This is a genomic window from Sphingobium sp. WTD-1, assembly GCF_030128825.1.
In the GTDB taxonomy this organism is placed as follows: domain Bacteria; phylum Pseudomonadota; class Alphaproteobacteria; order Sphingomonadales; family Sphingomonadaceae; genus Sphingobium.
Genome location: NZ_CP119127.1, coordinates 1,626,189 through 1,643,056, shown reverse-complemented (window position 1 = coordinate 1,643,056; position 16,868 = coordinate 1,626,189). Strand labels below are relative to the sequence as shown.

Below are 16,868 nucleotides of genomic sequence, written 5' to 3'. Positions count from 1 at the left end.
CTCCTTGTTCAGATGCCGAGGCCGCGCTTGCGGCCCAGCGACCAGCCGATGCCGCCGCCGTCGCGGGCGACGCCTGCGATCTGCCGGCCCAGCTGGCGTTCGAGGTCGTTCGACCAAGGCACGAGCCGGAAGCCCAACCCGTCGTCGATCATCGCGAAGCGGCCCGAGGCGAGCGCGAGGCGCTGGCGGCATGTCCCGGCGACCTTGTCGCCGGGACTGGTGGGGCGGTAGGCGAGTCCCGTCCGGCCCGCGATTTCGGCACCTGTCGCGTCCAGCTCGCGGCGGCGAAGCGTGTCGATCAGGTTGCCTTGCAGAACCACGCGGTTGCCGAAGCGGCGGGCCAGTCCTTCGCGCACGAGATGATCGGTGCGCTGGTCGAGCGCCTGCTGCACCTCCGATCCGAACCCGGCGGCCGTCACCGCACGGCGGCGCTCGATGAGACGATGATCAAGCCAGGTCGCGCCTGTCGCGTTCACCTGGGCGGCGAGGTCGAGATCGGATCGCGTCGCCAGGAACATCGTCGGCTTCGGATCGCCCGGCCGGCCGATAGCGCGCAGCTCGACGATGCCGCCGATATCCGGGCTGCGCTCCAGCGCCTCGATGCCCGGAAGCCGGACATGGTGGGTGCGCCCGTCGATGCCGTCGATCACGGCATAGGCCGAGCCATGCAGCTCGTCGTGCAGCCCCTTGTCGATCAACCGGCCGACGATGGGCTTTTGCGGCGCGGCGCTGACGATCTCGTAGCTGTCGAGCGGGCGCTGCAGGCCGCGATCGTTCAGCGCCTTGCCGATCGTGCGGATGATGTCGCCGCGCGTGCCCAGCTCGCGCAACCTGGCTTGCGCATCCGCCGCCAGTGCCCACTGACCGGGCGTGGCCTCGGCTGCGAGCCCCATCGTCTCCAGATGCTGCAAGCGGCCGATCATCAGGCGGCGGACCTGGGGATCGTCGGGTCCGGGCTGCTGGGGGCGCAAGTCGATGACGCCGAGTGCGTCCGCCGTGCGATCGATCTCAGCGTCGAGCCTGGTCCAGCGTTCGGCCGTCACCTCGCGTTCGAGCGCGCGCTGGATTTCATGCTCGGGCTTGGGGCCGAGTTCGGCATAGGCCAGTTCCTCGGCGCGCGAGCGCAGATTGTGGCTGATATACTCCCGGTTGATAACGAGGTCGGCCCCCTGGTCATCGACGCCGCGCACGAGCAGATGGACGTGGGGATTGTCGGTGTTCCAGTGATCGACCGCGATCCATTCGAGACGCGTCCCGAGATCGGCTTCCATCTGGCGAACGAGATCGCGGGTATATTCGCGCAGGTCGGTGAGGTCCGCCGCATCCTCGGGCGAGACGATGATCCTGAAATGATGCCGGTCGTCCTTGCAGCGATCGGCGAAGGCGCGGTCGTCGGCGCCGTCGCCATTGGCGTCGAACATCCGCGCGGGCGATCCGTCACGGGTGACGCCCTCGCGCTTGAGATAGGCGATGTGCGCGGAGAGCGGCGCCCTCGGCCGCCCGTTCCGGTGGAAGCGGGTGAGGGGCACGATCTTGACCAGCACGCGCCGGCCCGATCCGAACAGCCGGCTGCGCGCGAAGGACGTGCGGCCCCGGCCGAAGTTCGATTGCCCGACGCGCCGCGATCCGCCCCAGCCGCCCGTTCGCCGGCCTCCGCCGCTGCGCGCGGCGACGCGGAGCACCTGGACGACAAATCCTTGCGCCTTGCGGCCCTGGCCGGCTCCCCTGTTCCTGACCTTGCCCGGCCGGACGCGGAAATCCTCGTCCTCGCTCACGGCCGGGCTGCTTTCCGCCGAAAATGGCCTGTGGTGCCATTCGGCGCTTTGAAATGACTTGCTTTTTTCTTCCGAGCGGCACGCTCGCCGACCGACGCACCCGCGCCAAATCGTTGAAAGACAAAGGCTTTCAGCGAATTTGGGGTGCGCTTTCTATCTTGCCGTCCCTTCCTTCGGCTTTTTCCTGCCCTTCCAGGCACTTCCACCTTCCAACCGGGCAATCTGAAAACGGGGGCGGTCATGGTGCGCCGGCCTGCCGCCGGCTTGCGGACGGCGCGCTGCCGGGCCGCGGCGATGCTGCAACGGGATCGCCCGGCAGCGCGAACTTGAGGCGCCAGGTCCGCCAAGCTTCGGCGACGGCTCCGGTGCCGGGAAACAGGTCGTCGAGCGCATCTTCGGGACGCGCGGCGACCGTCTCGAACGCCCAATGACAGACCGCTTCGGGCTTCGCGCCGGTGAGGCCGCGGCGCAGCGTGATCGGGCATTCGATCCAGTCGCGCATGACCAGGCGCTTGCTGACCACGGGTTTGCGCGCGGGCTTCACGATGACGGGTTCCCACGCCCAGGCGACCGGCACGTTGCGCTTGAAGGCGGCAAAGCCCTTGACCCACGCCATCCACCGCGCGCCGGTTTCGCGGATCAGCGGCGCGAGAACGGCGACCGATTCCGGCGTCGCTGCGGCGTGCAATATCCAGCCGTCATAGTCGCGCTGGAGCCGCTCGATCAGCGCCGCATGATCGACCTCGCCCGCATAGTCGGGATGATTGCGATAGAGATGCGCGCAGCCGATATAAGGCGGATCGGCGTAGGCGATCTTCACGGCTGCCTCCGCCCTGACAGCGCGACGAACAGACTGTTCGCGGCCGGTTCTACCGCCGCGCGCATGTCGTCCGCGTGTTTTCCGGGTGACGTTTCCAGTGCGGCCGGATCGTCGTTCGGCCGCGCAGCGAACAATGCGGCCCGGCGCCAGGCGAAGCGATCGGACGGCGGCGCGGCGGCAAGCTGGCTGTCGCCCGCGCTGCCGGTGATGGCCGCCAGCTTTGCAAGATAGGCGCGTGTCTCGGCGGGCAGCGGGCGGCCGCGCGAGAGGTATTCGTCGTAGCGGCCCGGCCCGGCATTGTAGGCCGCCAGCATCGCCGTCGCGTTGCCGTAGCGGTCGTGCATCGCGCGCAGATAGGCCGCGCCCGCCATAATATTGTCGCGCACATTGTAGGGATCGCGCCCCAGCCCGTGACGAATGCGCAGGTTCGCCCATGTGCCGGGCATGATCTGCATCAGGCCCATCGCGCCAGCCGAGGATACCGCACGGGAATCGCCGTTGCTCTCGACGCGCATCACCGCCCAAATCCATGCCTCGGGGATGCCGAAGCGCCGCGCGGCGTCTGCGACGTGAACGGCCCAGGGATGGCTGGTTGCCGTGCGTTCGGCCGGCGCGTCCTGTGCCCGCGCCGCGTCCGGCCCGATACCGGACGACAGCAGCAGAACCGCGAGCAGGACGACCGATCCGCCCCCGCTCCGCCGCCAGCCTGCCAGCGTGCTCGCTCCGGTAAAGGGTGCGCGCGATGCGCCGGCCGGGGGCCGCCCTTGACCTTCGCTGCGCGCGCCGGCCGGCCTGCGACCGAGCGGGACGGAGGGATGATGCGATCTTTCCGCGAACAGAGGGATGACCGGGAAAGGCACGGATCAGTTCCGGTCGTCGCGAGGCCGGGGGCGCTTCCACGACAGCCGGAACGTCCGACCCTCGTCATCGGCGCGGAACAGCACCGGCCGGAACGGCGAGCCGAAAAGCGGGCTGTCGATCTCCAGCGCGATGTAATCGCCCGCGCGTTCACCGACCCGTTTCCACGCGCCGCCGACCTCGGGGCCGTCCTCGTCGTCGAGGTGGACACGGTAGTCGGGCGCGTTTTCGGCATCGCCCGGATCGATCGCGACCAGCACGATCTGCTCGTTGATGCCGAAATAACGGGCACGTCCAGCATAGCCGCTAGCGGTGGGTTCAAAGATATTCGTCGGCATGGCCGATCTCCTTTTCACTGGGGGTTGAAAGCGACGGGGACGGCGCGCGCAGATGCAGCGGCGTCGCGCGTCCGATGACGGTGGAAGCCGGAAGCGGGCCGAAATAGCGGCCGTCGAGACTGTCCGGGACGGATGGGTTGAGCAGGAATATCTCGCCGGGGCCGAGCGTCCGGCACCCCTGCCAGACCGGCAGCGGGCGGCCCCGACCGTCACGCGCGCGGGCCATAGCGACGCGCCGGCCATCGACGCGCACCACGGCGCCGATGCGGCACACGCGCTGCCCCGTTTTCGCCGAGACATGTTTCAGGAGCGGCACGCCCTCGGGCAGGTAACCTCGCGCCGAAAGCCAGCGGGAGAGCCGCTCTGGCGGCGTGATGGCGACCAGCGCCCCGGTGGGCGGATCGCGGTCGGGATGGACGCGGTAAAGGCCGATCGGCGCGCTGGCGCTGGCGTTCCAGATCACGCGCGGAAGCGGATCGACGGCTGCGGTGATGACGAACGCCGCGGCGAAGGCGAATGCGGCGATGGCCGTCGCCATGACATAACGGCGGCGCGTCATCCTTCGATCTCCCGGCGCTTGAGCCAGGCGCGATGGCGCTCCATCGTGTAGGGACGCGGCTCATGGCCCGCGGCGATGCGGTTGTGAACGTGGCGCCAGTGGTCGGACGCGGCATCGCAGGGATCGACACCCGCCGCTTCCACCGCGTCGATCGCGGCGAGCACCTGGCTCACCTTCGGCCAGCTCTCGATATGCAGGAGGATGTCGCCGCCCGGCCGCACGAAGGGCAGCGTGGTGTATGGTTCGCCGGCATCCACCGCCCGCAAGACGTCGATGCGCGAGGTGATCGTGCCATAGTCGTTGGCGGACCAGCGGACGAAGGTGAATATCGCGCCGGGCCGAAAGCTCACCACGCGCGTTCGGCGCGTGAGGATGCGGTCGTGGGCGATACGGCCGAAGCGTATCCAGTGCTCCAGCTTCTTCTCGATCCAGGTGAGTTCGACTTCGGTCAGCCGGGAGGCGGCTGCGATTGCGGACGGTATGGGCGGGCTGCGGTGAGGTGCTTCCCGTTCCGCCGCCTGCCGGCGCAGCGCGGCTTCAAACCCGCTGAAATCGATATGCTGTGGACGCGCGGGGTCGCTCATCGTTCGTCTCCGGCGCTGTCGAGGGATGCGCGGCCGAGCACGAGATCGAGCGCGGCTTCGGTGCGCAGGATCGCGCGGCCGATGGCTTCGGGGATTTGCGGGAGAACGGCGTCGCCGAACGCCTCGACGATCAGGCTGGCAGCAGCCGTCCCGCGTGGACCGCCGACCGCAACGCGCGTGCCAGCCACCCAGGCGGAAAGCCCATCATCCAGCCGTAAGTGACGGGCAAGGCCGCCGTTCCAGTCAGCCCACGGCTCCGCAGCATCGCCGCCAGCGCGCGAGCGCCCGCCCATTTGTCCGGCGCGCGATCGGTCATAGCCCCGTCCATCACCGCGTCCATCGTCGGGGATTTCCTGCGGTCGTAGGCCGGACTCCAGCTGTCCATCCGGCTGTCCCGCTTCGTGGGAGTCGGCAGGAGTTCCGCGGCATGGCGCAGCAGGTTCGGCGTGTCGATCTGCGCCTTCGCGCCATTCGCCCGGCGTCCCGTCTCGATCTCCTGCGCGCTCAATCTCCGGCCGCCGTTCGGTTTGACGGGCGTCGGCATCATGCCCGCATGGCGGCTGGCATGGCCCTGCAACTGGCTGAGCACATCCCCCCGGCCGCCGCGTTCCGCATCCGACTTGCGCGGCGTCGCCAGAATCATCCGCAGCGGATATGTTGATCCCGCTCCGCCGCCCGCGCCGTCCGTCATCCCGTCCGTCGCCAGCGGGGTCGGCAGCCTGTTCAATGCAGCGGGGTGCATCATCGTCGGCAGGTTCATGCCAGTCCGCTTCTCTCCGCGCACCTTGCACATCTCCGGGCCGTGTGCCGCGTCGCTGGTGCGCGGCGTCGGCAAGCTGGCCGGGGTCGTAGCCGATGAGCCATGATCGCTTGCGGACATGGTTGGCGCCGACATTTTCAGCAGCCACCACGCACGGTTCGCAGGCGTAGCCGAGCGTTTCCAGGAGAAGGAGCAGCCGGTCAGCGCCGCGAGTTCTGAGATTAGCGCTGTTCTCAAAAGCGAACCAGCGAGGCCGGCAATCTCCGACCAGGCGGACGGCTTCGAGGTAGAGGCCCGACCGTTCGCCTTCGATTCCCCTGCCTTTGGTGTTGGCGCTGGAGATGTCCTGGCACGGCGGCGATCCGACGATGATGTCGGGTAGGAATCCGAGGTCGGAAACAAGTCGAGCTGCCGTGAGGGCGCGCACGTCATCGTAGAGTCTGACATGGGGATTGTTCTCCGCGTAGAGGATGCGGCGCCACTCGACGATCTCGCAGGCGGCGACGGTAATGAAGCCGGCGCGATGCAGGCCAAGCGACCAGCCGCCCGCCGCTGCGCTGAACAGGTCGAGCGCGCGCATCATTCGCACAGCCCGTATTCGCTGTCGCAGCGCAGGCCGTGCTCATCGGCCTCGCGCTGCTCCTGGTCGATGAACAGGTCGTAGTTGCGCCCGCCCCGGCTTGTGCGCGACCACGCGATCGCCCTGTCGATGGTCGCCCGGCCATGATCGGCGGGATCGCCCGGGACGGTCGGCGCGGGCAGCAGCGATGCCGGCGTGCCGGCGACGGCGCTGCGGCGGGACACGAGGCTGACCAGCTGCTCCCACTCGCGCACGCGGTCTACCTCGGCCGGGAAGCGCATGGACCAGGCGCGCAATTCGCGCTTTTTGACCATGATGCAGGTCGAGCAGCCGACCCGGCTCATGCCCATCGTGTAAAGCGGGTTGTGGCGCAGGCCGTGGCGCTCGGAGATGGCGAAGGTGTCAGCGGCCGACCAGCGGAAGATGGGCCGGTAGAGCACTTGGCGCGCCCCGACCGGATACCGCTTCGACTGGATGGGCGGTTTCTTCGCCCGCGCCGGGCTCTCGTCGGCCCGTTCGCCGATCCAGTCGATCACCGGCACGCCCGCGTCGAGCAGCGGGCGCTTGCGGTGCATCATCGGGATCAGCTTGGTCTCGTCGGTGCAGAAGCGCGTCTTCGTGCCGGGAAACCGGCCGTGCAGCATCGCCATGTCGAGGAACGGGATGCCGGTGGGATGCAGCAGCCCGAGCGCCCGCTCGATCAGGTGATCGGGGACAGGTGGCGAGACCAGGACGGGACAATCGCACCCGGCCATCCACTCGGCCCTGGTGATCGTGCCTGCCTGCCATGCGTCCCGGCGCTGGTTGCACGCGCCTCTATGGCGCGTCCGCCGCTTTTCGTTCGACCATTCCTCACGAAGAATCCCGCGCTTACGGGCGAAGGCCGCCGCGTCGGTGAGGCCGGGCACATCGTTGGCCGACACGATCTCGATGTGCAGGCCGGTGCGCTGCCGCAGCCAGTCGTCGAGATAGGCGATATGATCGAGCGTGATCGGGTTCTCATGGCCGTTGTCGGCACAGAGGAAGCGCGGGGCGTTGTTGCCGAACGCGGCCAGCCCCTTGCGCTCGATCCGCTCGACCATCTTGCAGAGAACGGCTTGGCTGTCCTTGCCGCCCGAGATGCTGCCGAAGTGCTGGACGGCGATCATGGCCGCTGCCCCGCAAGCCAGGCTTCGATGTCCGGCTGCCGCCGGGCGAGATCGAGCGGCGGCAAAGCGGAGGCGAAGCGCGAGACGCCCGAGCCATCGAAGCTGTCGGCCCCTGCTGCCGCGCAAAGGCGGATGCGCCGCGCGGTGTTGACGCGGCCGACATGGCAGATGGCGCCACGCTCATGCGCGAGCCGCGCCCATGTCGCCATCGTCGCCAGTTTCCACGGCGTATCGCCGCCGACGAAGATACCGATCTCCGGGCCGACCACCGCCGCGACGTGCGGCGGCTCCATGCCGTTCTGGACGGCGAGCAGATATTGCGCGTCGCGCAGCTCGGGCCGGTTGCGCAGCGCGTCCAGCCAGTCGAGCGAGAAGCGCAGCGAAGCGAGGCCGCCCGCCACGATGTCGGGCAGCACGATCCAGTCGGCCCCCGACCCGAGCAGAGCAACCGCCTTCTCGAACGCGGGCACGTCGAACGGCTCGCCCCGCTGAAAAGCCGTCCATGCGCCATTGTCGAGCGCGTAGCGGAAGCGTTCCGGGCGCAACGGTCCCTTTGCGGAGACCATCAGCCGCCAGCCCGCGCGCCGCAGAGCATCGAGATTGCGGCGTGTGCCAGTGCGGGAAGCATAGCCGATCATCGGCCGCCTCCCGGCGCCATCACCGGATGGCGGATCGCTTTCGCATCACGCCCTCTGGACGATTGATCGCCTCGCGGAAAAGGCGTAGTAGTATAGCGTAGTGGAAACGGCGGATTTACTGCCTGATACTTCGCACCGTCTCGCGAATTATCCACAGCTCGAAATCGCGTTAGAAAGAATACGAAGTATTCTTTACTGTTAGCATAGTTAGAAGGGGGGCGATTACGCGAGCGATTCCAGAGGCTTGCGTGGGGGGCGGGTTTTTTATAGGCCGAGTCAGCGGTTTTTAATCGGCCGAGTCCGGCGGTTTTCAATAGGCCGAGTCTCATGGCCGGTTATCCACAGCCAGCCCCATGCGCCGCGCCGCCGTCTCGAACGGATCGGCAGGCACGGGCGCGAAGGTCAGCCGCTCACGGCCGAACGCGCGCTCGATCGCCAGCGCGTAACCCGGAAGGGACTGGCGGCGGACGATGCCGCGCAGCTCGAACGCGAATTGCTTCAAGGGCGAGAGCGCGCCGGATTTCAGGTGGAGGTGCGAAACGTCGAAGCTCCAGCCGCCTTCCTGCTGGCCGCCATGCTTGCGCACGATCCGGTAGAGCCAGCGTTCCAGCCCTCCGGTCAGGTCGAAATAGGCCCGGTCGATGGTGAGGACGAACGTGCGATCGACCACGCCGGCATAGAACCAGTCGGGCAGGATCAGTTCGATACCGAGCGGCCGCCCCTCGCCGTCGAGCCGCTCCTGCCACTCGTTGATCCACGAGAAGCGATGGCGGCGGCGCTGGTGCTGCTGGCGGATCGACGTGGCGACCGTAGTGGATTGCAGCCGGTCGAGCGCGGCCTTCAGCCGGTCATAATGATCCTTGCCGGTGCCGCGTCCGGTGAAGGTGAGGATTTCGTGCGGCGTCGTCGCCATCAGGCGCGAGGTCGGCAGCCCCGCGTCGCGTGCCGCGACGATCTGGCTCGCCGCCCATATCAGCACGTCGGCGTCCCATATGGTCGCCATGCCGTGCTCGGGCACCGCCTCGACCGATATCCAGGTCGCGCCCATGCGGAAGTCGATCGGCGTCACCCGCCTGCGCTTGGCGAGGCTGAAGAACGGCCAGGCCATGAGGTCCTGGGCGTCGCGCGGCGCGATGTCGTGCCCGAGCGACGGGAACAGCGCGAGTTGGGCGCGCTCGCCGGAACGGGAGGCGGCGCGCGGCTTCATCGGCGGCTCTGCGTGATCGCCGCATCCCGCTGCGGCATGAGATCGTTCTGGCCGGGGTCGGACGTGGAATATTTGGTGCCGAGGTCGGCCCAGGCGCGCAGGTCGTCGACCGAATAGACCACCCGTCCGCCGATCCGGCGATAGGCCGGGCCGCTCCCGAAATAGCGGTGCTTCTCAAGCGTGCGGCCGGAGAGACCGAGGAAGCGCGCCGCTTCGGGGGTCCGCAGGTAGCGGGGCGGAAGGGTGACGGGCGGCCTGGACAACGAGCGTCTCCTGCGAAGCGGGATGGCAGGAGGCGATCATGGCGAAGTGCTCACGGCAGGGTGGGGAACGAAGATTCGCAGCTGCGCCGATGTGACCACCCCCCGGCCGCGGTCACGCGGTGGGCGCTATCAGCGGAAGCGCAGCAGCTTGCGGTAGTCGCCCTTCATCATGGCGGTGGCGTCGCGCACCAGGCGATAGGCGAAGGACCGGGCGTCCGAGTTCTTGAAGTCGGACGCCGAGAGATGCCCGGCTTCGTCCTTGCCGAGCGCGATCGCGATTTCGCGATATGTCGCCCCGGCGAGGCGCAGATCGAGCGCGCGAAGCATCAACTCGAGCCGGGCCGTGCGAATTGCGGTGAGTGGCCATCCGCGCGGCAACGGGCCGGGTCGCTTGCCCGACATGAGCCGATGGAAACGCAGCAGGCTGAAGATGCGCTTGATGAAATCCTTGTCGAGCGGGACGATCGCGGCGAGCGGCTGGCCGGGCGTCGGATCGCGTAGCCACAGCCGATGCTCGCCGGCCGCGTCAGCGACGACGACATGACGGCCGTCGATCCCGGCCCGGTCGGCGAGCAGCGCGCCGAGCGCCAGCGGGTCGATTGCCGCTGCGCCGGCATATTCCTCCGGCGCGGCGTCGAGGATCACGGTGACGGCGGTGAGTTCCGGCCGCCAGATCACCGTGCCCGACAGCTCATCAGGCAGGTAGGCGAAAGGACAACCCCCAGCGGCGGGCGAGCGCTATTCGCTCGCTCGCCGGGGCGTTGCGCCTGAGACGCGCCCGTTCTGCGCGATACTGGCGGTTGCGTTGAAGGAACGCGGCGGCGAATTCGGCGCGGCCGGGCGTGGCCGGCGCATTGCCGGCACGTCGCGAGCGCCGTCGTGGCGGTGTCGGCATGAGCATCCTCCCCAGCCGCTCTTTGTGCGGAGTCTGGACCGCCGAGGATCGGGAGAAGCGCTGCATCCCGACAGCGCGAAGGCTGCGCGGTGCGATGCCGCCCGCGCATCGGAATCCGCGACCGGAAAAATCCATTCCGGTCTGAATGTTAACCTATTCCGTGGCGCGCGGGCCGAGGAGATATGCGTAGCCCACTTCGGTCATCCAGCGCGCGCGGGCGAGATGGCTTTCGTGCATCACGCGGGCGCGCTCGGGTTCGGCACGGGGATCGATCCCGAAGATATGCGCCGCCGCATCTCGCCAGTCGGCGCCCTCGTCGTCGGTATCGAGCAGGCGGATATAGTCGGCGAGGTGATCCTCGTCATAGGCGGTAAGCCGCGGCGCGTCGGGCGCGCGATCCTCGAAATGCTTGCCGGTCATAACGCCCCCGTTCCTCCAGTCCCCGTTAACCTTTTAGACCGAAACGGAGACAATTCCATGCGCGCGGCGGGCATGGCTTCGCGCGCGCTCCGCAACGGTCGATCCGGGCGAGAAGCGGTTTGTCTGCGGTGCGCCCCCGCAAACTTGCTCCTGACCCTGATCGGGGAGTGGTAAACCGCGTTCAATCGGCCCTGTGACCTTTAGCCCGGAAGCCTGTTGTATACGTCACAGGCTCCCCGACCATGTGGTCAAGGATGGCGGCGCCGTCACGGCCGGCGCCAAACCGTTGAACGTGGGGCTACCAACCCCAGGCCGCCGCGTAGCGGCCCACGTCCTTCTTAGGACGGGGATGCCGTTCTGGCTACTGTCTCTTGCGAGCCGGGCAGCGCCCGGCGAGCGCGCGCCATGACGGCCGCGCGGACCTTTGGGACGCGCGGCCGCCGCCGGCCTGGGTGGGTCGGCGGCGGCATGGGATGTCAGCGAAGGCTTGCAAAATGGGTCCAGCAGGCTTCGATCGCCTGTTCAAGCGTGGTGCAATCGCCGAGGTCGAGGAACGCGGCGCCGCGCGCGGTGATGATATGGGCTCGCGGTATCCAGACCGGGGCGGCTTCCTCGGGCGGCCAGTCGTGAAAACCATACGGATAGGCGGTGATGCCGTAGGGCGCCCAGAGCTTGGGGTGCAGCCGCGTGAAGCGGGCGACATAGGGAGCGGCCATGATCGTGCCTTTCAAAATGGGAGAGCCGGAAAGGGAGGCGGCCTAAGCCGCCACCCTCCGCGCCGGGCGTTCCAGCCGCTTGCTCGCGGTGTGGTAATGGCCGTTGTCGAGTTCGATGCCGGTCCAGTCGCGGCCGAGTTGCTGGGCTGCCGCCAGTGACGAACCGCTGCCGCTGAACGGGTCCAGCACAAGCTCGCCCGGCTGCGTGAAAGCCTCGATCAACGGAGTCAGCGCCTCAACCGGCTTTTGCGTGGGATGCAAACGGTTCCCGCTGTAAGGAAAATCGAGCACGTCGGCGATAGGACGCGCGGGCCGGGCCGGATTGCCCTTCGCCAGCAAATAAGCCTGTTCGTGCTCATAGCGGAGGAAGCGGGCCGATGACGCATAACGCTTGCGAAACACAAGATGGCCGACGACGCGGAAGCCCGCCGCCTTCCATGCGTCCATGAACAAATCCACCTTGTTCCAGCCATAGAAGGAAACCGCGAAACCGCCATCCTTCAGGACGCGGTGCATTTCCCGAAACGCCGGACGCAGCCACCGGCCGTTATCGTCATTGGCAACCTTGCGGCCCTGACGGTCCCGGTAGCGGGTCACATAGGGCGGATCGGTCAGGATGAAATCCACCGTGCCGCTATCGAAAGCCTGCATCACTTCAATGCAATCACCGTTGAAAATCACATTGCGGGGAGCCTGTGCCTTGCTGGTCATGTCTCAAATCCTTTGGGTCTGAAGTTCAGCGAAGCGGAATGCCGCGCCTGAACTTCTGCCCGGCGGCGAGCCAAGGGTAGCAACGGGGCAAGGGCGGCCGGGGCGGAGGGGAATCACCCGCCTGCACAAGGCGAAGCCGCGGAAGGTGGGGATACCGCCCCGGACGGTTCCACTTACCTTGACCGGCGCGAGGACAACGTCCTTAGCAACGATCGCGCCGCCCAGGCGGCGCGCACGGGAAGACCTGCCCGCGTGGGCGGGCTCGCTTTGCGGGCTTGTCCCGCCCTCTTTTCCACTCACGCAGAGGACAGCCGGGATACCGGCTCGGCCATAGGCCGATCCCTGCTCGGTCAGCCCCAGCCTGAGATTGCGATCATTGTGCGGCAGGTCGCCAGGGTGAGCGGCGCTGGCGGATACAGTGAAGATCCATCCGGGACCGGAAAGGGAGCGCCCCGCCATTGCTGGCGGGACGCTCTCGCGATCAGTCGACCTTCAGCTCGAACTTGCCGGTTGTCTCGGTCGAGACAAGCCGAAGATGAACGTCCGGCGCCAGGACCGGATTGAGCTTGAGTGAAGCGTAAGGCTTCTGGTCTTTGGTGGCCTTGAGCCAGCCAACGCCGAATTCGATGCGCTCGTCGTCGGCGGCAACGATGCGATAGTCGGGCGACTTGTCGCTTGCCTTGTCGTCGATCCGAAGGATTTCCACCTTTTCGCTGAGGCCGAAAAACCGGATTTCGCCGTGGAAGCCGCGATCGGTTGCCGTGAAGTTTCCGCAGATCATGTCGTCAGTCCTTTCTTGACTCGGGACCGCGCCCTTCGCGGCCTCGTGGCATGTCGAGGATCGGGGACAGTCGGCTGCGCACCGCTGCTCGGGGTTCCCGTCGCGCTTGCGCGGCGGGGTGGGCTTGCGGCCAAGAGACGGCCGAAGGGCGGCTTTTTTGCTTCGCGCTGCAAAGCCGAAGGCGGCGGAAAAAAGCTGCCCGGCGCCGTTGCGCCGCCAGGTGGACACGAACAGATCAAGCCACGAGGGAGGCCGCGAGGGTCGGTCAGGCAGGCAGGACGGGAGACACTGATGCACCCGGCATTTCAGCGGAGCCACCAGCGATGGCCGGGTTATGGCTTTCGCATCGGCGTGGCAGGATTCAGGGGCGAGCGAACAGCGCGTTGAACAGGCGCTCAGCCTCGGCCATGCCTTCGTCCGTCAGATGCACCGACTTCGCCTTGCGCGCCGGATCGGAAATCAGTCCGCGTTCGTGCAGTCGATCCATCGCGCTCCAGTCGAAGCCTTTCCAGGCCGTGCCGGTGGTGCTGCGGTTGAGCCACAGCAGGGCAAGCACCGCCTCGTCGATTCTGTCAGTGTCGATGTGCGTCCGCGAGTCCATGTGCGGAAGGATAGCAAACCGGGCTGCACACGGCATCCGCGATCCCGCCGTGAGCACGTATCTCTGCTACGCTACGCTTCGCTATTTCCGCCTTGCGCCGCCGTGCGCCGAATCCCGCCGCCGCCGCTACGGGACCGGCACGTATGCGGCCAAGGGCGATTTTGCTGGATTCCCGAGAGATGCGCGGCAGCTTGAGCATATGGCACTCTCTCGCAAACGTCGCCGCCGCGCACCCCGCGGCTGGTCGGAAGGGCTGGAAGACCTGCACGATTACATGCAGCCGCATCCGACGCGCGCATCGTCTCGCAGGAGCGCTACCAGCGCGCCGATAATCGTTACCGACGACTGGCCCGAGCAGGTTCCCATCGGCGATGCCGAGCTGCGCGTCATCGAAGGCGCTTTTCGTGAGGAACTGGACGCCCTGTTCGGGTCGCTGCCATGATGAAAATCGGCTCTGCTGTCCCGTGCTTCTACGATCGGATGATGCGGCCCACGCGCTTCGGCGAAGTTGACTGGCACGGTATTATGCCGTACATTAACGGTCAAAGGAGATCGGGCATGTCAGCCGTTCAGAAACGCCGGAAACCGGAGCGCGAGATCAAGCGCGAGCGGATCGAGCTGCGCGTGAGCGCGTCGGCCAAGGATTTGATTCAACAGGCGACGGCGGTCACTGGCCTGACGGCCGGTGATCTGGCCTATGAAGGCGCGCGGCGCGTGCTGGACGAGCATCAACGCCTGGTGCTGACCGGCGCAGATCGGGATGCCTTCTTCGAGGCGCTGATGAACCCGCCGGAGCCGTCCGAGCGGCTGATCGCGGCCATGCGCCGTCACCGCGATCTCGTGGGCTGACGATTGGCGATCGTCTTTGAAGCCCTCGGCAAGCATCACGATCGGTCGCGCTTCTCTTGCGGGCAGGCCGATCTGGATGGCTGGTTCCGGCGACGCGCCGGTCAGGATGACCGCCGCGATGTCGCGCGTGTCTTCGTCGCAGCGGATTCGGAGTTGGGCGTCGTCGGCTTTTACAGCCTGAGCGCCTTCAAGCTGGAGCTGGGCGAATTGCCGGAGGAAATCGCGCGCAAGCTGCCGCGCTACGAGAGCGGTTATCCAGCGGCGCTGATCGGACGCCTTGCACGGGACGTTCGGATGCGTGGCAAGGGCTTCGGTGAAGTGCTGGCGGTGGATGCGATACGCCGCATTCTCGGCGCCGCGGAAACGCTGGCGGTGCTGGCCATCATCGTCGACGCCAAGGATGAACGCGCGGCAGCTTTCTACGAAGGGCTTGGCTTTGCGCCCTTCCCGCGGCGGCCGAACCGGCTGTTCCTGCTGGCGTCCTCGGCGGGGCGGGGGCTGGAGAAAATGTAGTCGCGGTCGCCGCTGTGGGCCGCAGGTTGATGAAAGGATGTTGTCATGGCGACTGTCGCCCCCGCCAAACCCGAGACGCCGCCGGTCGTGGCGACGGCTCGCGCCGCGCTCTACCTGCGCGTTTCCACTCCGCGCCAGGCGGATCACGACTTGTCGATCCCCGATCAACGCCGCCAGCTTGAGGGTTACTGCCTCTCGAACGGCTGGGAGGTCGCGGCCGAGTTCGTCGAGCCGGGCGTCTCGGGCACCGACGATCGCCGTCCCGCCTTCCAGGATATGATCGATGCGGCGATGGAGAGGCCTCCCGCGTTCGACGTGGTGGTCGTGCATAGCTTCTCGCGCTTCTTCCGCGATCAGTTCCAGTTCGAGTTCTACGTCCGCAAGCTGGCGAAGAACGGCGTGCAGCTTGTCTCGATCACGCAGGTTCTCGGCGATGATCCCGCGGGCGAGATGATGCGCAGGATCATGACGCTGTTCGACGAATATCAGTCGAAAGAGACTGCCAAGCATACGCTACGCGCGATGAACGAGAACGCGCGGCAAGGCTTCTGGAACGGCGCCCGTCCGCCGATCGGCTACCGCGTGGTCGAGGCCGAGCAGCGGGGCACGAAGATCAAGAAGAAGCTGGAGATCGATCCGATCCATGCCGAGACGGTGCGCCGGATTTTCCGCCTGGCGCTGGAGGGCGCCGATGGACGCGGGCCGATCGGAGTCATGGCTATCGCGTGCTGGCTCAACGAGAACAATATCCGCACACGCTATGGTGGGCGCTGGGGCAAGGGCATGGTGCATCAGGTGCTGACGCGCACGACCTATATCGGCCAGCACCGTTTCAACACCTATGACGTCAAGAAGGGGCGTCGGAAGCCCGAGGCCGAGCACGCCATCATGGAAGTGCCGCCGATTGTCACGGTGGCCGAGTTCGAGGCCGTGCAGCGGTCATTGAAGGCGCGCAGCCCCAAGATGATGCCGCCGCGCGCGGTGGGCGGTTCGACGCTTCTGACGGGCATCTGCTTCTGCGCCTGCTGCGGTGCGGCGATGACGCTGCGCACGGGCACCAGCCGGAGCGGTCAGGAGTATCGCTACTACACCTGCGCGACCAAAGCCACGAAGGGGAAAACGGGTTGCCCCGGCGTCTCTCTGCCGATGGACCGGCTGAACGAGGCCGTGATCGAGCATCTGGAGAAGCGGCTGCTCGATCCCGCTCGGCTTGAAGTGCTGATGGACCAGCTTATCGCCCGGCGTGAGGAATGGGTGACGGAGCGCCGCCAGCACGTCGCCGAGATGGAGCGTCGGGCGACGGAGGCCGATACCAAGCTCTCCCGACTCTATGAGGCGATCGAGAATGGAGTGGTCGATATGGGCGATCCGTCGCTCAAGGCGCGCATCGCCGAGCTGACCACCCTCCGCGACCAGGCCCGAGGGGATGCCGAGCGGGCTGTCGCGCATATCGAGCGCATCAGCCCGGAGATCACCGTCGAGAGCCTTCATGCGTTCGCGCTGGCCGCGAAACATAAGCTGCGCCATGACGACGGCTCCTATGCGCGGAACCATGTGCGTGCCGTCGCTCAGCGGGTCGAGGTCCATAGCAAGACGGATGTGCGAATCTGCGGCACGCGCACCGAGTTGCTACGCACCCTCACCGCCGTCTCTGGCGTAGAGGCGGCGGTGCTAGGGACTCGCGGTTTTGGACCGAAATGGTGCCGCTTACGTGACTCGAACACGTGACCCTCGCATTACGAATGCGATGCTCTACCAACTGAGCTAAAGCGGCACTGGCGCGGGCAGATAACAGCGGTCGGGCGATTGGACAAGCGCTCAAATGTACTTTCTTGTCGCCGCGCGCGCCCAC

The 16,868-nt window shown here is 67.0% G+C and carries 22 protein-coding genes and 1 tRNA gene; 4 read left to right on the top strand and 19 right to left on the bottom strand.

From position 1 onward, the window contains the following. Positions 1-8 precede the first annotated feature (8 nt). The 18 genes from N6H05_RS08095 to N6H05_RS08015 all read right to left on the bottom strand — a co-directional run bounded on the left by N6H05_RS08095 (position 9) and on the right by N6H05_RS08015 (position 13,654). On the bottom strand, positions 9-1,775 hold the full coding sequence (locus N6H05_RS08095; RefSeq protein ID WP_155178405.1) for a relaxase/mobilization nuclease domain-containing protein: 1,767 nt from the start codon (positions 1,773-1,775) through the stop codon (positions 9-11). A gap of 238 nt (positions 1,776-2,013) precedes the next feature. After that, positions 2,014-2,595 (bottom strand): hypothetical protein, encoded by a 582-nt coding sequence (locus N6H05_RS08090; protein ID WP_155178403.1) that lies wholly within the window; start codon positions 2,593-2,595, stop codon positions 2,014-2,016. Beyond that, positions 2,592-3,455, bottom strand: coding sequence for a lytic transglycosylase domain-containing protein (locus N6H05_RS08085; protein ID WP_155178401.1), 864 nt, complete (start codon positions 3,453-3,455; stop codon positions 2,592-2,594). The genes N6H05_RS08090 and N6H05_RS08085 overlap by 4 nt, the downstream gene beginning before the upstream one ends. Before the next feature lie 3 nt (positions 3,456-3,458). Beyond that, entirely contained in the window at positions 3,459-3,791 is a 333-nt protein-coding gene (locus N6H05_RS08080) for a DUF736 domain-containing protein (protein WP_155178399.1), read from the bottom strand. Next, positions 3,772-4,350, bottom strand: coding sequence for a S26 family signal peptidase (locus N6H05_RS08075; RefSeq protein WP_155178397.1), 579 nt, complete (start codon positions 4,348-4,350; stop codon positions 3,772-3,774). The genes N6H05_RS08080 and N6H05_RS08075 overlap by 20 nt, the downstream gene beginning before the upstream one ends. Continuing rightward, complete coding sequence (locus N6H05_RS08070) at positions 4,347-4,934, bottom strand: DUF2840 domain-containing protein (RefSeq protein WP_155178395.1); 588 nt, start codon at positions 4,932-4,934, stop codon at positions 4,347-4,349. Before N6H05_RS08070 ends, N6H05_RS08075 begins: the two co-directional genes overlap by 4 nt. Continuing rightward, a complete protein-coding gene (locus N6H05_RS08065) occupies positions 4,931-6,277 on the bottom strand; it encodes a DNA cytosine methyltransferase (protein ID WP_155178393.1) in 1,347 nt (448 codons plus the stop codon). The genes N6H05_RS08070 and N6H05_RS08065 overlap by 4 nt, the downstream gene beginning before the upstream one ends. Then, on the bottom strand, positions 6,274-7,422 hold the full coding sequence (locus N6H05_RS08060) for a phosphoadenosine phosphosulfate reductase domain-containing protein (protein WP_155178390.1): 1,149 nt from the start codon (positions 7,420-7,422) through the stop codon (positions 6,274-6,276). The genes N6H05_RS08065 and N6H05_RS08060 overlap by 4 nt, the downstream gene beginning before the upstream one ends. Beyond that, positions 7,419-8,060: a hypothetical protein gene (locus N6H05_RS08055; RefSeq protein ID WP_155178388.1), complete on the bottom strand. Its 642-nt coding sequence runs from the start codon at positions 8,058-8,060 to the stop codon at positions 7,419-7,421. Before N6H05_RS08055 ends, N6H05_RS08060 begins: the two co-directional genes overlap by 4 nt. 325 nt (positions 8,061-8,385) lie before the next feature. Beyond that, on the bottom strand, positions 8,386-9,267 hold the full coding sequence (locus N6H05_RS08050) for a replication initiator protein A (protein WP_155178386.1): 882 nt from the start codon (positions 9,265-9,267) through the stop codon (positions 8,386-8,388). Continuing rightward, on the bottom strand, positions 9,264-9,530 hold the full coding sequence (locus tag N6H05_RS08045; RefSeq protein WP_060977333.1) for a helix-turn-helix transcriptional regulator: 267 nt from the start codon (positions 9,528-9,530) through the stop codon (positions 9,264-9,266). The genes N6H05_RS08050 and N6H05_RS08045 overlap by 4 nt, the downstream gene beginning before the upstream one ends. Positions 9,531-9,659: 129 nt before the next feature. Further along, positions 9,660-10,208, bottom strand: a complete 549-nt coding sequence (locus N6H05_RS08040) for a DUF2285 domain-containing protein (RefSeq protein WP_230461243.1) — start codon at positions 10,206-10,208, stop codon at positions 9,660-9,662. A 16-nt stretch (positions 10,209-10,224) separates the two neighbouring features. After that, on the bottom strand, positions 10,225-10,425 hold the full coding sequence (locus N6H05_RS28250) for a transcriptional regulator domain-containing protein (RefSeq protein WP_375294271.1): 201 nt from the start codon (positions 10,423-10,425) through the stop codon (positions 10,225-10,227). A 153-nt stretch (positions 10,426-10,578) separates the two neighbouring features. Next, positions 10,579-10,845: a DNA -binding domain-containing protein gene (locus N6H05_RS08035; RefSeq protein WP_155178384.1), complete on the bottom strand. Its 267-nt coding sequence runs from the start codon at positions 10,843-10,845 to the stop codon at positions 10,579-10,581. Positions 10,846-11,321: 476 nt separating this feature from the next. Beyond that, positions 11,322-11,561: a hypothetical protein gene (locus tag N6H05_RS08030; RefSeq protein ID WP_155178382.1), complete on the bottom strand. Its 240-nt coding sequence runs from the start codon at positions 11,559-11,561 to the stop codon at positions 11,322-11,324. A gap of 42 nt (positions 11,562-11,603) precedes the next feature. Continuing rightward, positions 11,604-12,272, bottom strand: a complete 669-nt coding sequence (locus tag N6H05_RS08025; RefSeq protein WP_155178380.1) for a DNA methyltransferase — start codon at positions 12,270-12,272, stop codon at positions 11,604-11,606. Between the two features lie 481 nt (positions 12,273-12,753). Beyond that, entirely contained in the window at positions 12,754-13,281 is a 528-nt protein-coding gene (locus N6H05_RS08020; RefSeq protein WP_230461242.1) for a DUF736 domain-containing protein, read from the bottom strand. 133 nt (positions 13,282-13,414) lie between these two features. Beyond that, positions 13,415-13,654, bottom strand: a complete 240-nt coding sequence (locus N6H05_RS08015; protein ID WP_155178378.1) for a DUF6429 family protein — start codon at positions 13,652-13,654, stop codon at positions 13,415-13,417. Positions 13,655-13,703: 49 nt separating this feature from the next. Between N6H05_RS08015 and N6H05_RS08010 the strand changes: the two genes are divergently transcribed. The 4 genes from N6H05_RS08010 to N6H05_RS07995 are packed head-to-tail and all read left to right on the top strand — an operon-like array spanning position 13,704 to position 16,744. Beyond that, on the top strand, positions 13,704-14,096 hold the full coding sequence (locus tag N6H05_RS08010; protein ID WP_155178376.1) for a hypothetical protein: 393 nt from the start codon (positions 13,704-13,706) through the stop codon (positions 14,094-14,096). Further along, a complete protein-coding gene (locus N6H05_RS08005) occupies positions 14,093-14,503 on the top strand; it encodes a type II toxin-antitoxin system TacA family antitoxin (RefSeq protein WP_217482578.1) in 411 nt (136 codons plus the stop codon). Before N6H05_RS08010 ends, N6H05_RS08005 begins: the two co-directional genes overlap by 4 nt. A gap of 3 nt (positions 14,504-14,506) precedes the next feature. Further along, entirely contained in the window at positions 14,507-15,016 is a 510-nt protein-coding gene (locus N6H05_RS08000; RefSeq protein ID WP_155178374.1) for a GNAT family N-acetyltransferase, read from the top strand. A gap of 45 nt (positions 15,017-15,061) precedes the next feature. Next, a complete protein-coding gene (locus N6H05_RS07995; protein WP_284113421.1) occupies positions 15,062-16,744 on the top strand; it encodes a recombinase family protein in 1,683 nt (560 codons plus the stop codon). Here N6H05_RS07995 and N6H05_RS07990 read toward each other — a convergent pair. Next, positions 16,715-16,790: transfer RNA gene (locus tag N6H05_RS07990), tRNA-Thr, on the bottom strand. The genes N6H05_RS07995 and N6H05_RS07990 overlap by 30 nt on opposite strands. Between the last annotated feature and the right edge of the window lie 78 nt (positions 16,791-16,868).

Excerpts from the sequence above, each read along its gene's own strand:
- N6H05_RS08030 (WP_155178382.1), bottom strand. The coding sequence starts at position 11,561 with ATGGCCGCTCCCTATGTCGCCCGCTTCACGCGGCTGCACCCCAAGCTC.
- N6H05_RS08035 (WP_155178384.1), bottom strand. The coding sequence starts at position 10,845 with ATGACCGGCAAGCATTTCGAGGATCGCGCGCCCGACGCGCCGCGGCTT.
- N6H05_RS08060 (WP_155178390.1), bottom strand. The coding sequence starts at position 7,422 with ATGATCGCCGTCCAGCACTTCGGCAGCATCTCGGGCGGCAAGGACAGC.
- N6H05_RS08025 (WP_155178380.1), bottom strand. The coding sequence starts at position 12,272 with ATGACCAGCAAGGCACAGGCTCCCCGCAATGTGATTTTCAACGGTGAT.
- N6H05_RS08005 (WP_217482578.1), top strand. The coding sequence starts at position 14,093 with ATGATGAAAATCGGCTCTGCTGTCCCGTGCTTCTACGATCGGATGATG.
- N6H05_RS08075 (WP_155178397.1), bottom strand. The coding sequence starts at position 4,350 with ATGACGCGCCGCCGTTATGTCATGGCGACGGCCATCGCCGCATTCGCC.
- N6H05_RS08050 (WP_155178386.1), bottom strand. The coding sequence starts at position 9,267 with ATGAAGCCGCGCGCCGCCTCCCGTTCCGGCGAGCGCGCCCAACTCGCG.
- N6H05_RS08055 (WP_155178388.1), bottom strand. The coding sequence starts at position 8,060 with ATGATCGGCTATGCTTCCCGCACTGGCACACGCCGCAATCTCGATGCT.
- N6H05_RS08080 (WP_155178399.1), bottom strand. The coding sequence starts at position 3,791 with ATGCCGACGAATATCTTTGAACCCACCGCTAGCGGCTATGCTGGACGT.
- N6H05_RS08070 (WP_155178395.1), bottom strand. The coding sequence starts at position 4,934 with ATGAGCGACCCCGCGCGTCCACAGCATATCGATTTCAGCGGGTTTGAA.
- N6H05_RS28250 (WP_375294271.1), bottom strand. The coding sequence starts at position 10,425 with ATGCCGACACCGCCACGACGGCGCTCGCGACGTGCCGGCAATGCGCCG.
- N6H05_RS07995 (WP_284113421.1), top strand. The coding sequence starts at position 15,062 with ATGGCGACTGTCGCCCCCGCCAAACCCGAGACGCCGCCGGTCGTGGCG.
- N6H05_RS08065 (WP_155178393.1), bottom strand. The coding sequence starts at position 6,277 with ATGATGCGCGCGCTCGACCTGTTCAGCGCAGCGGCGGGCGGCTGGTCG.
- N6H05_RS08015 (WP_155178378.1), bottom strand. The coding sequence starts at position 13,654 with ATGGACTCGCGGACGCACATCGACACTGACAGAATCGACGAGGCGGTG.